A 13,279-nucleotide genomic window follows, 5' to 3' on the forward strand; every position below is an offset into this window, starting at 1 on the left:
TGGCGTGGTGTATTTCGTGTGACAGAGTACACGCTACACGAGCCGACGATTCGTGGCGCGACGAAGGACGCCCCGAACCGCTCGCTCTCCGAGAGCGACTTCGCCACGGACGACCTCGCGGACCTCGACGACTACTTCCTGCTGTCGACGTCCGGCATCCCGCCGGAGTCGTTCGAAGACCTCTACCTGCCGGTCGTCCACCTGGACCAGCGACTGAGCCTCCCGCTGCTCAGACAGGCGCTCAACGACGTGGAGACGCTAAACGACCTCGACGCCGAGACGAAACGGGACACGATAGATCTGTTGCACTCGCTCGGCGAGTGCTTCCCGAACGACCACCTTCGCAACGACGAGAGCTAATCGTCACGCGACGACGCCGCCCGCGCCCGTCACTCGGGCCGGAGTCGTTCCCCTTCTCGCCGCACGCTCCGGTCGGTGTCCAGCACCACGCCGAGCGTGAGGAAGACGACGCCCAGTGCGAGCCAGACAGGCGTCGAGCCGGTGTCGCCGCCGACACCCATGTACGCCCCGATGCTGAGAAACACCGCGCCGACGACGAGAAACGCAACGTGCATGGTAACATTTCGCACGGAAGCCTGATAAAACTACCCACGCGAATCTCTCGCTGAGTGACTGGACGTGAAATGGGTCGCTACCGCTCAGTCGTGACTAAAACACCATCGTTGCGCTTTGCTCCACGACGAGCTTCAGGCACTCCTTTCAGTCGTGTCTGAAGCACCGTCGGCCGGTGAACACCATCACCATGTCGTGCTCGTCGGCGGCCGCGACGACGTCGTCGTCGTTGACCGACCCGCCGGGCTGAATCACGGCGTCGATCCCGGCTTCGGCAGCCTCCTCGATGCCGTCGGGGAAGGGGAAGAACGCGTCGGAGGCCATCACCGCGCCGTCGGCGGATTTGCCCTCTGCGTGCTCGTCGGCTTTCATCGCCGCCAGGCGGACGGCGTCGACGCGGCTGACCTGACCCATGCCGACGCCGACTGTCTCCGTTCCGTCGGCGAAGAGGATGCCGTTGGACTTGACGTGCTTGAGCACCTTCCACGCGAACAGCATCGTCTCCAGCTGTTCGTCCGTCGGTTCGCGCTCGGTGACGACTTCGAGGTCGTCGACGGTCGGACTCCACAGGTCGCGCTCCTGGACGAGTCGGCCGCCGACGAGGGGTTTCTCGGTGAAGCGTTCTGAAATCCCGCCGAGTTCGCCGACGTCCAGCACGCGGAGGTTCTTCTTCTCGGTCAGCACCGAGAGCGCGTCGTCGGTGTAGCCGGGGGCGACGACGACTTCCTTGAAGGAGTCGGCGACGAGTTCGGCCGTCTCGGCGTCGCACTCGCGGTTGAGCGCGACGATGCCGCCGAAGGCGCTCATCGGATCCGTCGAGAGCGCGCGCTCGTACGCCTCCGCGAGCGTCTCGGCGGTCGCACAGCCGGCGGGATTGGTGTGCTTGATGACCGCCGCCGCGGGTTCGTCGAACTCCTTGATGAGGTTGAGCGCGCCGTCGGCGTCGTTGTAGTTGTTGTACGACAGCGCCTTCGCGCCCTCGTTCAACTGCGGGGCGCTCACGACGTTGGCCTCCTCGCAGGCGTCGTCGACGTAGACGGCGGCGTCCTGGTGCGGGTTCTCGCCGTAGCGCAGCGTGTCGCCGCGGCGCTCGGAGACGACGCGGCGCGAGGGGAGGTCGCCGCCCTCGTCGCCCTCGACTGCGACGCGACCCGACTCCGAGTCGACGGTCACGCGGTCCTCGGCGAACCAGCGAACTGCGCGGGGGTAGGCGGCGAACTCGGCGTCGTACAGCACGCGCTCTTTCAGCGACGCCTCGTCGTCGTCCTCGAAGACGGGAACCGCTTCCTGCGTGACGATGGGGCCGGCGTCGACTTCCTCGGTGACGACGTGGACCGTACAGCCGGTCGTCCGGACACCGGCTTCGAGCACCTGCTCGTGGGCGTCGTTGCCGGGGAACGACGGGAGCAGAGAGGGGTGGACGTTCAGCGTCGTCGGCGCGGCGTCGAGGAACTCGCTCGTGAGCACGCGCATGTAGCCGTCGAGGCAGACGAGGTCGAACTCGTAGTCGTCCAATGCGTCGAGGATGCGACGCTCGTGGGACTCGCGGGACTCTCCGTCCTCGCGTTCGACGCTCTCGGTCGGGACGTCGCGCTCGGCGGCCGCGTCCAGCACCGGCGCGTCGGCGCGGTTCGACAGCACGACGCTCAACTCCGCGCCGCCGGGCACCGCGTCCGCGATGTGTCGAAGGTTCCGTCCGCGATTGCTCGCCAGACCCGCGATTCGTAGCATACGAGAGACGCCCACCGCCGCAGGAAAAACAGTTGCGGTCTCGAGACCGAGATTATACAGATACGTGTACACAATCAGCAAAAACACCGCCACTACCTCGACCTAATATGCACAGAAATGGGTTGCACTCATCGACACGCTTTTGCCGCGTCCGCGGGCACACCCGTGCATGACAGACCTCTCTCGGAACGACCCACTGTCGGCCGTCTCGCCGGTCGACGGGCGGTACGCGCGCCGAACCGCGCCGCTGGTTCCGTACGCCAGCGAGTCGGCGCTGATGCGCGCCCGCGTCCGCGTCGAAGCCGAGTACCTCGTCGCGCTCGCGGACCTCGACGCGACGCCGCTCTCGCTCTCGGCCGACGAACGCACCGCCCTCGGCGACTGCTACGAGTCGTTCGACGGCGACGACGCCCGCCTCGTCAAGCGCCTCGAAACCGAAGGCACCGAGGAGTACTCGGCGACGAACCACGACGTGAAAGCCGTCGAGTACTTCCTGCGGGTTCGACTCGGCGAGTCCCCGGACGTCGACGACGCCGAGCGACTCCACCCGTGGATTCACTTCGGCCTCACGAGCGAGGACGTGAACAACCTCGCGCAGCGACTGCTCGTCAAACCCGCCGTCGAGGACGTGTTGCTCCCGGCGCTCGCAGACGTGCGCGACGAACTGACGACGCTGGCGCGGGAGCACCGCGCGACGCCGATGCTCGCGCGAACCCACGGCCAACCCGCGACGCCGACGACGTTCGGCAAGGAGATGGCCGTCGTCGCCGCGCGCCTCGGCCGGCAGATGGGCCGGGTTCGGGACGCGAGCGACGCGCTTTCGGGGAAACTGGCCGGCGCGTCGGGAACGTATGCTGCCCACGTCGCCGCCTACCCGGGCGTCGACTGGCGCGCCTTCTCCGAATCGTTCGTCGAGTCGCTCGGCCTCCGCCACACGGCGCTGACGACGCAGGTGAACCCCTGCGACGACCTTTCTACCCTTTTCGACGCGCTCCGCGGCGCGAACAACGTTCTCCTCGATTTGGACCGCGACGTGTGGCTCTACGTCTCCGACCGCTACCTCGGTCAGCGAACCGTCGAGGGCGAGACGGGGTCGTCGACGATGCCGCACAAGGTCAACCCCATCGACTTCGAGAACAGCGAGGGGAACCTCTCGAAAGCCAACTCCGACCTGACGTTCCTCGCGGACTACGTTACGACCTCGCGCCTTCAGCGCGACCTCTCGGATTCGACGGTGAAGCGAAACATCGGCGCGGCGTTCGCGCACTGTCTCATCGGCTACGGCAAGACCGAGACCGGACTGGGCAAGGTCGTCCCGAACGAGAAAGTGATGCGTGAGGAACTGGAGGCGACGCCCGAAATCATCGGCGAGGCGGTCCAGACCATCCTCCGGCGCGAGGGCGACACCGAGGCGTACGAACGGGTGAAGGAGCTCACTCGCGGCCGCGACGTGACCATCGAGGACTTCCGCACGCTGTTCGACGACCTCGACGTCTCGCTCGACGTGCGCGAGGAGCTGCGCTCGCTCTCGCCCACCGGCTACACGGGCGTCGCCAACGGCCTCGTCGACGAACTCGACGGGAACTGAGCGGAGTCGAGTCGTCACCACGAGAGTCGAGACGTCGAGAAGATATTTATCGTGTCAGCACAGATGACAGATATGGTCTCCGACCACAGCCCATCCAGCGCACAGACCCGCGGCGGGTGCGAGAAATGCGGTCACGACGAAGCGATGACGGACTCGATCTCGACGACCGGCAGCGGCCTCTCGAAGTTCTTCGACATTCAGACGAGACAGTTCACCGTCGTCTCGTGTACGAACTGCGGCTACTCGGAGCTGTATCGAGGAACTTCGAGCGGTGACGTCGTCGATATCTTCCTCGGGTGAGCGAGTCGCTCGCTCAGACGCGGACGCCAACTTTCGATTTCGAGGATATCGAGCTCGCCGCTGCGTAACGGCGTCAGGGGGAGTTCCCCTTGACTTGAACCGCTACGAACGAGTCGTTTCCGCACACGCGGCACGTCTCCGGCGCCTGATACCGGGCGTACGCGATAGAGCAGTCCTCGCACGCGTAGAGCGGCCGGCCGAGTTGATTGTACCGGTCCGACATGAGGTGGGATACGGTCCTGTCGTCCAAAAGCGCCCCCTTCGATACGCCAGCGAACGCTTATCCGTCCCCGCCGTCTCTACGGAGAGAACTCATGGGAATTTTCAACGAGCTGGGACGCCAAGCCGAGCAGTTCAAACGGACTGTACAGACGACGGCCGAGGAAAACGCAGCGTACCGGTGTCGGGAGTGCGATGCGCGGTTTCACACGCATCTCGACCAGTGTCCGGAGTGCAAGTCGACGAGAGTCGGACCGGCGACGACCGAGGAGTAAGTAGCTGCGACCGCGACCGCTCGTTACCCGCCCTCGCCCACCAGCGACCGCAACGTCTCGGTCACCGCGTCGGCAAACCCGACGAGACGGACGGGAACGAAAATATTTAGCTCCGCGTCGAGACTTCCCCGCCCGTGAGCCCTCGATACGGGACCGACGAGCGAATCGTCGTGACGGACGGCGGAACGAGTACGACCGGCGGGTGCGGGAAATGCGGCGGCGACGACGCCGCCGTGGGGAAGGTCGCGACCACGTCGCCCGGGTCGTCCACCCTCCTCGGCGTCGAAGACCAGACGTACCACGTCGTCACCTGCACCAACTGCGGTTACTCCGAGTTTTATGATGCGTTCGTCCAACCCGACGACGAAGCGTCTCTCGTCGACCAGTTCTTCGAGTGAGACTGAGCGGTCAGACGAGTACGACACCGCACCGGGAGAAAACCTCTCCGAACACCGATTACGTGCCGAGTAGCGACCCAAGCGCCTCCGTCACCGCATCTGCGGCCGCTCGAACCTCACTGACCCGCACGTACTCGCGGTCGGCGTGCGCCACCGGTCCCTCGCCGTCGGCGAGGACACCGGGGCCGAACACGACCGTCGGTGCGGGCGAGAAGTACGACGCCTCCGTCGCGGCGGTAAACGGACGAACGCCCCGCCCGGCGGCGTCGGCGAGCGTCCGGACGAGTTCGTGGTCGGGGTCGGTCGAGAAGGCCTCCAAGAAGGGCGTCTCGCGCTCGGTGAGCGCGAACGCGACGCCCACGTCCTCGGGGACGTGCGCTCGGACGTGCGCTTCGAGCGCTTCTCGAAATTCCTCCGCCGTCTCCGGCGGGACGCTCCGGCGGTCGACGGTAATCGAACACTCGTCCGGCAGTTGGTTCGTCGCTTCACCGCCGGAGATGACCGTCGGCGTCAAAGAGGGCGCGCCGAGTTGGTCGTGCGTCGGCGGCGCGGCGTCGACGGTTTCGTCGTAAGTCCGAACCGCTTCGAGCGCGCCTTCCGCGGCGGCGACGGCGTTGATTCCCGACGCCGATTCGGCGGCGTGAGCGTTCTCGCCGGAGAGTTCGAGAGTTCCCTCGAATCGACCTTTCGCCGCGGTACACACGTCCAAGCCGGTCGGTTCGCCGACGACGTACAGGTCGCCGTCGAGGTCGAGCGCGTGCGCGCCCGTCGATAGCGTTTCCTCGTCGGGCGTGACCGCGAGCGTCACTTTGCCGCCACCATCGCCGCTATCGCCACCAGTACCGACGTCGACAGCGAAGAACCCCGCGAGCAGCGCCGCGAGCGGCCCCTTCGCGTCGCACGACCCGCGGCCGCGAATCACTTCGTCGTCGCCGCTGCCCTCGCGCTCGTACTCGACGTGCGGCGAGACAGTGTCGATGTGCGTGTTCAGCACGATATGGGGTACGCCCTCACCGCGGGAGGCGAGCGTGTTCCCGGCGTCGTCGACCGTCGCGTCGACGCCCCGTGTCTCGATGGTCTCGACGAGCAGCTCGCGCATCGCCGTCACGTCCTCGTGGGACTCGACGCGGACCGCCCGGTCGAGGAACTCGACGGGGTCGAACGCCTGTGTCTCGGAGTCGTCGCTCACCGTTCCGGCATGGCGGCGAGTCGGCCCTCGTACTCCGCCTCGACGGGACCGCGGAGCGTCGCGCTGCCGCGGTCGGGCACCGTGATTTCGAGGTCGCCGCCCGGCGGCGAGACGCGAACCGGGTCGTCGCCCTCGACGTAACCGAGGCGCTTGGCCGCGGCGACGATGGCGACCGCACCCGTCCCGCAGGAGCGCGTCTCGCCCTCGACGCCGCGCTCGAAGGTGCGCTGGCTGAAGCCGCCGTCGTCGTCGCGGGAAGCGAGCGTCACGTTCGCCCCGGCGGGGAACGCGTCGGCGTGACGGACCGCGGGCGCGACGGCTTCGAGGTCGACGTCCGCTACGCCGCCGGACTCTGTCCGGCGTGCTCCCGACTCGCGCAGCTCGTCGGGAACGTCGTCGACGAACGCGACGGCGTGGGGAACGCCCGTGTTGACCGCGGTGACTTCGAGTCCTTCGACCTCCTCGGCGACGAGTTCGCCGTCGCGGTCGGCCGCGAGCGGAACGTCTCGCGGTTCGAACGTCGGATGTCCCATCTCGACGGTGATGTCGGCCGGGTCGTCGCCACCCGGGTTGCCGCGGACGACGGCGCGCTTGGTCCCCGACTGGGTGTCGATCATGAACTCCGAGGCGTCGGTCCGGGCGGCCGCCCACGCCGCGGCGCAGCGCGCGCCGTTGCCGCACATCGCGGCGACCGAGCCGTCGGGCTGGACGAGCGTCATCACGATGCGCGGGGGGTGGAAGCGGTCTTCGAGCGCCAGAAAGAGGACGCCGTCGGCACCGCGTCGGTCGTGTGCGCCGCTCCCGTCGGTGACGCCCGTCCCGCGGTCGCAGTACGCCTCGGCGAACCTGCCGCGGTACGGGACCGAGTCGGCCGCGTCGACGACGACGAAGTCGTTGCCGGTTCCGTGGTACTTCTCGAACGATACGCTGTGGTTGAGTGCTGGGCTCATCGTGATTCTACCTCCGTGAGGTCCGTCAGGGTCTCGCGCCGCCGGACCAACGCGGCGTCTCCGTCCTCCAAGGCGACCTCCGCGGGTCGCGGTCGGGAGTTGTACGTGCTCGCCATCTCGTAGCCGTACGCCCCCGCGTTGCCGACGGCGAGCAGGTCGTCCCGTTCGGGACGCGACAGGGGGCGGTTCTCGCAGAACACGTCCGAGCTCTCGCAGATGGGGCCGACGACGGTCGCGCCGACCGTCTCACGGGCGTCGCCCGCACCGTCGCCACTCTCGGACGTGAGATTCCGAATCGCGTGGTACGCGTCGTACATCGCGGGCCGAAGCAGCGTCGTCATCCCGGCGTCGACGCCGGTGACGACCGTCTCGGGCGTCTCCTTGACGGTGTTGACCCGCGTGAGGAGCACGCCAGCGTCGGCGACGACGTAGCGCCCGGGTTCGACCGCGAGCGTCGCGTCGATGCCGCCGATTGCCTCGCGCGTCGCCTCGGCGACGGCCGGCAGGTCGAGCGCCGGTTCGTCTTCCTCGTACGGAACGCCGAAGCCGCCGCCCACGTCAACGAATTCGAGGTCGACGCCCGCGGCCGAAATCTCGCGGGCGAGGTCGCCCATCCGGCGGACGAGCTCGCGGTGGTTCGCCAGGTCGTCGCCGGAGATGCCGCTGCCGGCGTGGGCGTGGACGCCGACCACGTCGAACTGTTCGCTCGCCGATTCGACGAGGTCGGCGGCGCGGTCGTACGGGACACCGAACTTCGCGTTCGCGCCGGTCCGGACCTTCTCGTGGTGGCCCGCGCCGACGCCGGGGTTGACGCGGACGCAGAGGCGACCGTCGAAGCCTCGCTCTCGGAGTCTGTCGACGGTGTCGGCCGCGCCGACCGTGATCGTCAGGTCGGGGTGCTCGCGCCAGGCGTCGACGACGTAGTCGAGGTCCCCGGCGGGCGGGTGAACGGCGGTGTACTGGACTTCGGCACCCGAGAAGCCCGCGCCGAGCGCCCGGTGGACCTCGCCCGCCGACGCGCACTCGGCGGGAAGGCCGGCGTCACGGACGGTTTCGAGCACCGCCCGACCGGTGTGGGCCTTCGCCGCGTAGCGGACTTCGGCGTCGGGGAACGCCTCACGCAGGCGAGCGCAGTTCTCCCGAACCCGACCGAGGTCGGTCACGTACAGCGGCGTGCCGTACTCGCCGGCGAGGTCGGCGAGTCGGGCGGCGTCCCAGTCGGCGAGTCGCCGGACCGCCGGATTGTCGCGACGGGAGTCGCCGCGGTGTTCTCCGCGCGATACCCCCTCGGATGAGTCGCTCATTCCCGGAGCGCCTCCTCCCGACGGGTCGCGTCGAGGGTGTCGTCTTCGACGTCGAGGGCGACGACGGCGGGCTTGAACGCGCCGCCGGCGAACAGGTCGTGGTCGCCGAGAGAGGATTCGACGAAGCGCGTGAAGGCGCGGCGCTCCGGCGGCAGGTGACCGTACACCACCTCCTCCTCGACGAGGTCGTAGACGGGAATCCGCGGCGTCAGCAGCGTGTTCTCGCCGACGATGCTGTTCTCGCCGACGACGAAGCCGGAGGTGACCCGGCAGCCAGCGCCGAGCGAGACGCCGTCTTCGACGACCACAGGAGCATCCTCGACGGGTTCGAGGACGCCGCCGATGAGCGTGTTCGCGCCGAGTTTGACGTTCGCGCCGATCTGGGCGCACGAGCCGACGGTGTCGCAGGAGTCGACGAGCGTGCCGTCGCCGACGTGCGCGCCGACGTTGAGAAACGCCGGGCTCATGACGATGCAGTCGTCGCCGAGGTGCGCGCCGCGGCGCAGGACGGTGCCGTCGGGTGTGTTCCGCGTGCCTCGCTCGGCCAGGTCGGTCGTATCCCGCAGCGGCAGCACGTCGTGATAGGTCACGCCGCCGTACTCGCGGGGTCGGGTCTCGCGCAGGCCGAAGTTGAGGAGAATGCCCCGCTTGACCCACTCGTTGGCCTCCCACGAGTCGAGCGAGGAACCGGTCTTCTCGGCCGCCCGAACCTCGCCGGCTTCGAGCGTGTCGAGGAACACGTCGAGCGTGTCCAGTTCGTCGCCGCCGGCCGTCTCGGCGTCTATCTCGTCGTCGTCGTAGCGCTGCCACAGGTCGTCGATGTCGGATTCGAGTGTCGTCATTGTGAACCTCCGATTACGTCAGAAAAGTCGTACCGACCGGCCTCGCGGCCGGCGAGCCACACCGCCGCGTCGAGCGCTCCCGCGGCGAAAACGCCGCGAGAGCCGGCGCGGTGAGTGAGCGAAAGCACCTCGTGGTTGCCGGCGAGCAGTACCTCGTGTTCGCCGGTCACGTCGCCGGCGCGGCGCGCGTGGACGCCGATTTCGCCGGCTTCTCTCGGTTGGTCGCCCTCGCGGCCGTGGACGCGCCCCGTCGTCTCGCGTTCGGCCTCGATGTCGTCGAGGAGGGTGTTGGCCGTCCCGCTCGGGGCGTCGCGCTTGCCGTTGTGGTGGGTCTCCGTCACCTCGATATCGTAGCCCGGAAGCGCGGAGACCGCCTCGCGGACGGCGCGGCGAAGTCCCGCGACGCCGCGCGAGAAGTTCGCCGCCTTCAGGAGCGGAACCGACTCGCTCGCGTCCTCGAGCGCCGACTCCTGTTCCTCGGAGAAGCCGGTCGTGCCGACGACGACGGGGACGTCGGCTTCGACGCAGGCGGCGACGTACTCGACGCTCGACTCGGGGCCGGTGAAGTCGACGAGCGCGTCCGGGTCGCGTTCTGCGAGCAGCGGCGGCAGGTCGGCCGCGCCTTCGACCGCGTCGTCCGCGTCCGCGCCGCTGCGCGCGACGGCGAGCACGAGGTCGACGTCGTCGCGGTCGGCGGCCAACTCGCGCAGTTCGCCGCCCATCCGACCCGTCGCGCCGGTGATGGCGACGCGGACCGGTCGGTCTCGTCCTCCGTCGCCGCCCGCGCTCATCTGCTCGTCGCCTCCGCTTCCCGCGCTTGGAGGCCGTCGAGCAGTTCTCGCAGGCGGTCGCGGTGCTCCTCGGAGAGCCGCGTCAGCGGCGCGCGCAGGTCGGCGGGACCGTAGCCGCGCATCTCCATCGCCTCCTTCACCGGGATGGGGTTCGTCTCGACGAACAGCTGCCGGGTGAGTTCGCCAAGTTCGTGGTGAATCTCGCGGGCGCGGGCGTAGTCGTCGTCGAGCGCCGCCGAGACGAGTTCGACGGTCCGCTCGGGTTCGACGTTGGCGACGACGCTGATGGTTCCGGTGCCGCCGACCGAGAGGACGGGCAGGGTGAGTCCGTCGTCGCCCGACAGCACCGAGAACGCCTCGTCTCGGGTGCGCTCGACGAGTTCGGAGATCTGATTCAGGTCGCCGCTGGCGGCCTTGTAGGCGGCGACGTTCTCGTGGCGAGCGAGTTCGGCGACGGTGTCGACGGTCATGTTTCGGCCGGTTCGGGAGGGGACGTTGTAGACGATCTGCGGCACGTCCACCTCGTCGGCGATGGTGCGGTAGTGCTCCAGCATCCCGGCGGGTTCCGGCTTGTTGTAGTACGGCGAGATGAGAAGAAGCGCGTCCGCGCCGGCGTCCGCGGAGCGCCGCGAGAGTTCGAGCGCCTCGCGCGTCGAGTTCGAGCCGGAGCCGGCGATAACTGGTACGTCGACGGCGTCGACGACGGCCTCGACCACTTCGACGTGTTCGTCGTGGGTGAGCGTCGCGCTCTCGCCCGTCGAGCCGACGGGGACGAGCCCCGCGACCCCGGCGGCTTCGAGGCGTCGGGCGTCGGTCTGCAGTTGTTCGAAGTCGATGCGTCCTTCCGAGGTGAACGGCGTGGTCATCGCCGGGTACACCCCGCGGAACTGGTCGGTTGTCATTGGTGCTGTGTGGTGTCGAGAGAGACGGTAGTGTATCGGTGCGCGTCGAGGCTCACCCGGGACGGGGTCGCCACCCCCGCCGCGAGCAATCAGTACGCGCGTTTTTTCAGAAGAGTCGGCGGCGTCGCTGTCGCGGGGCGCGTCCCGAACGCGACGACCGAGTGGGTCACGTTCCCACCAAGGGTGTCTGCGAGATTTATACCTTACGTCGTGTGCTAATCCTGCCGTTCGCCGCCGTTCGGGGGTCGATTCGGATGCGTCGGCGACGGAGTTCCGCGACACCGCCGAGAACGAGGGATTAAATCGGGGCCGTCCGAGTATGGAGTCATGACCGAGATTCACCCGAACCAGCGTGTCGCCGTCTTGGTCGACGCGCAGAACCTCTACCACACGGCACAGAGTCTCTACTCTCGAAACATCGACTACTCCTCCCTTCTCGAAAAGAGCGTGCAGGATCGAGAACTCACCCGCGCCATCTCCTACGTCATCCGCGCGGACGCCCCCGACGAGGAACGCTTCTTCGAGGCGCTCGTCGACATCGGCTTCGAGACGAAGATAAAGGACATCAAGACGTTCGGCGACGGGTCGAAGAAGGCCGACTGGGACGTCGGAATGAGCCTCGACGCCGTGACGCTGGCGAGCCACGTCGACACCATCGTCCTCTGCACCGGCGACGGCGACTTCTCTCGTCTCTGCTCGCACCTGCGCCACGAGGGCGTCCGCGCGGAAGTGATGGCGTTCAAACAGTCGACGGCCGAAGAGCTCATCGAGGCCGCAGACTCGTTCGTGGACCTCTCGGAGCGAGAGGACACGTTCCTACTCTAAGCGGCGGACGACCCCACCGCTTCGGCGCTCGCGGCGTTCCCCCGCACGTCGAGGAAAAACGCCGTCGCGAACGTCTGCTGGAACGCGAACACGACCACCGTCGAGAGGAACGCAAGACCGATGAGCGCACCGAGAACCGCCGCGGGCGGTTCGGCGACCGCCCCGGAGGCCGTCAGCGCGTCGACGGCCGAGAGCGCGAACGTCGGCAGTTGGACGGCGACGCCGATGACGACTGCCAACAGCGTGTAACCGAAGACGCTCAGCAGGTTCGACCGGACGAGGCCGTAGCTTCGCTTGAACCCGTCGACGACGCCTGCCCCCTCGACGACGATGGCGACGGTGTAGAACTGGAAGAAGAACTGAAAGAGAAACGCGACGAGGAAGACGAGCGCGAGCAAGCCGAAGAAGACGACGCCGACGCCGAGTCCGAGACCCGCTGTCGGGTCCGGCGCGAACACTCCCACGAGCGCGAACACCGCGAGAGCGGCGACCCCGAAGACGAGAAAGCCGACGAACACCAGCGCGAACTGCAGCACGTTCGCCAGCAGCAGCGTCACGTAGTTCTTCTTCCCCTCGGCGGTGAACGTCGACAGCGACGCGCGGCCGCCGAGCGCGTCCCGCGCCATGCCGACGATACCGCCGACGAAGAAGGGTGCGGCGAGGACGAGTAACAGCGACCCGACGGACCCGACGAGCGGGGCACCCAGTAGCGGCAACACGACCGCCGGAAGGGCCAGTAGCGCGTAGACGACCGCCGGGGCGAACAGCGCTGGCTGTTTCAGGACGGTTCGGAGGGACTGTGTAAACGATTGGATTACCGACACAAACCGACGTTGGATGCAGGGTGTGATAAAGATACGTGCCCGTCCGGACTCGGAAGTCGAAGCGTTTTCGCCGCCCGGCGGTCAGACCCGAGTATGAGCGATGCTGCGGACGTGGCGGATTTGCGCGTCGTCGCCGACTACCAGTTCGGCGCGGGTGCCGGCGCGGCGCTGTTTCCCGACACCGGCGACTTCGAACTCCGGCGGACGAAGAGCGGCCGTCCCCGACAGGTGTACGACGGCGACGACAGAGTCGTCTCCTACGGCGTCGACGGCCGGTTCCGCCTCGGTATCGCGGGCGGTCGTCGCCTCGTCGAGACGCTCGACGCGCCCGCCTGCCGGGTCGTCGTCGGCGACGAGAGCGAACCGTTCGTCCGCGACGGCAAGAACGTCTTCGCCAAGTTCGTCCAGGCGGTCGGCGGCGAGATTCGACAGGGCGACGAGGTGGCCGTCGTCCACGAGCGCGGAGACGTGCTGGCCGTCGGCCGCGCGGAACTGTCGGCGTCGGCGATGCTCGACTTCGAGTCGGGGATGGCCGTGAAGGTCCGAGACGGCGCGGGCGAGACGTGAC

Annotated in this window: 16 protein-coding genes; 7 read left to right on the plus strand and 9 right to left on the minus strand. The window is 68.0% G+C overall.

The annotated features are described in order from the left end of the window. Window positions 1-18 precede the first annotated feature (18 nt). Window positions 19-360 (plus strand): hypothetical protein, encoded by a 342-nt coding sequence (locus tag LAQ73_RS02455; RefSeq protein ID WP_224269673.1) that lies wholly within the window; start codon window positions 19-21, stop codon window positions 358-360. A 29-nt stretch (window positions 361-389) separates the two neighbouring features. Here LAQ73_RS02455 and LAQ73_RS02460 read toward each other — a convergent pair whose 3' ends face one another. Next, window positions 390-575, minus strand: a complete 186-nt coding sequence (locus LAQ73_RS02460; RefSeq protein WP_224269674.1) for a hypothetical protein — start codon at window positions 573-575, stop codon at window positions 390-392. 145 nt (window positions 576-720) lie between these two features. Beyond that, window positions 721-2,304 carry a bifunctional phosphoribosylaminoimidazolecarboxamide formyltransferase/IMP cyclohydrolase gene (gene purH / locus LAQ73_RS02465; protein WP_224269675.1) on the minus strand — a complete coding sequence of 528 codons (1,584 nt, stop codon included), beginning with the start codon at window positions 2,302-2,304 and terminating at the stop codon, window positions 721-723. Between the two features lie 169 nt (window positions 2,305-2,473). Here purH and purB point away from each other — a divergent pair, with 169 nt between their 5' ends. The 4 genes from purB (at window position 2,474) to LAQ73_RS02485 (ending at window position 5,084) form a co-directional block, all read left to right on the plus strand. Beyond that, a complete protein-coding gene (purB, locus tag LAQ73_RS02470) occupies window positions 2,474-3,892 on the plus strand; it encodes an adenylosuccinate lyase (protein WP_224269676.1) in 1,419 nt (472 codons plus the stop codon). Between the two features lie 72 nt (window positions 3,893-3,964). Then, on the plus strand, window positions 3,965-4,192 hold the full coding sequence (locus LAQ73_RS02475; protein ID WP_224269677.1) for a zinc ribbon domain-containing protein: 228 nt from the start codon (window positions 3,965-3,967) through the stop codon (window positions 4,190-4,192). Window positions 4,193-4,506: 314 nt separating this feature from the next. Then, window positions 4,507-4,686: a tetratricopeptide repeat protein gene (locus LAQ73_RS02480; protein ID WP_224269678.1), complete on the plus strand. Its 180-nt coding sequence runs from the start codon at window positions 4,507-4,509 to the stop codon at window positions 4,684-4,686. A 134-nt stretch (window positions 4,687-4,820) separates the two neighbouring features. Beyond that, complete coding sequence (locus LAQ73_RS02485; protein WP_224269679.1) at window positions 4,821-5,084, plus strand: zinc ribbon domain-containing protein; 264 nt, start codon at window positions 4,821-4,823, stop codon at window positions 5,082-5,084. A gap of 58 nt (window positions 5,085-5,142) precedes the next feature. Here the strand turns inward: LAQ73_RS02485 and LAQ73_RS02490 are convergent, their stop codons facing one another. From LAQ73_RS02490 to dapA, 6 genes are read right to left on the minus strand one after another with little or no spacing between them, the layout of a single operon-like run. After that, the gene (locus tag LAQ73_RS02490) at window positions 5,143-6,273 is read right to left on the minus strand and encodes a M20 family metallopeptidase (RefSeq protein ID WP_224269680.1); all 1,131 of its coding nucleotides are present in this window, start codon (window positions 6,271-6,273) and stop codon (window positions 5,143-5,145) included. Further along, the gene (gene dapF, locus LAQ73_RS02495) at window positions 6,270-7,223 is read right to left on the minus strand and encodes a diaminopimelate epimerase (protein WP_224269681.1); all 954 of its coding nucleotides are present in this window, start codon (window positions 7,221-7,223) and stop codon (window positions 6,270-6,272) included. The genes LAQ73_RS02490 and dapF overlap by 4 nt, the downstream gene beginning before the upstream one ends. Continuing rightward, window positions 7,220-8,527, minus strand: coding sequence for a diaminopimelate decarboxylase (lysA, locus tag LAQ73_RS02500; protein WP_224269682.1), 1,308 nt, complete (start codon window positions 8,525-8,527; stop codon window positions 7,220-7,222). Before lysA ends, dapF begins: the two co-directional genes overlap by 4 nt. Continuing rightward, window positions 8,524-9,369: a 2,3,4,5-tetrahydropyridine-2,6-dicarboxylate N-succinyltransferase gene (locus tag LAQ73_RS02505; RefSeq protein ID WP_224269683.1), complete on the minus strand. Its 846-nt coding sequence runs from the start codon at window positions 9,367-9,369 to the stop codon at window positions 8,524-8,526. Before LAQ73_RS02505 ends, lysA begins: the two co-directional genes overlap by 4 nt. Next, window positions 9,366-10,160: a 4-hydroxy-tetrahydrodipicolinate reductase gene (gene dapB / locus LAQ73_RS02510; RefSeq protein ID WP_224269684.1), complete on the minus strand. Its 795-nt coding sequence runs from the start codon at window positions 10,158-10,160 to the stop codon at window positions 9,366-9,368. The genes LAQ73_RS02505 and dapB overlap by 4 nt, the downstream gene beginning before the upstream one ends. After that, entirely contained in the window at window positions 10,157-11,062 is a 906-nt protein-coding gene (dapA, locus tag LAQ73_RS02515) for a 4-hydroxy-tetrahydrodipicolinate synthase (RefSeq protein WP_224269685.1), read from the minus strand. Before dapA ends, dapB begins: the two co-directional genes overlap by 4 nt. Before the next feature lie 327 nt (window positions 11,063-11,389). Here dapA and LAQ73_RS02520 point away from each other — a divergent pair, with 327 nt between their 5' ends. Then, entirely contained in the window at window positions 11,390-11,887 is a 498-nt protein-coding gene (locus LAQ73_RS02520) for a LabA-like NYN domain-containing protein (RefSeq protein WP_224269686.1), read from the plus strand. Here LAQ73_RS02520 and LAQ73_RS02525 read toward each other — a convergent pair. Further along, window positions 11,884-12,711 (minus strand): DUF7847 domain-containing protein, encoded by an 828-nt coding sequence (locus tag LAQ73_RS02525; protein ID WP_224269687.1) that lies wholly within the window; start codon window positions 12,709-12,711, stop codon window positions 11,884-11,886. The two genes, LAQ73_RS02520 and LAQ73_RS02525, sit on opposite strands and share 4 nt — an antisense overlap. A 93-nt stretch (window positions 12,712-12,804) precedes the next feature. On the opposite strand from LAQ73_RS02525, the gene LAQ73_RS02530 reads away from it, so the two are divergent. Beyond that, entirely contained in the window at window positions 12,805-13,278 is a 474-nt protein-coding gene (locus LAQ73_RS02530; RefSeq protein WP_224269688.1) for a PUA domain-containing protein, read from the plus strand. Window position 13,279 lies beyond the last annotated feature (1 nt).

It is taken from the genome of Haloprofundus salinisoli, from assembly GCF_020097815.1.
In the GTDB taxonomy this organism is placed as follows: domain Archaea; phylum Halobacteriota; class Halobacteria; order Halobacteriales; family Haloferacaceae; genus Haloprofundus; species Haloprofundus salinisoli.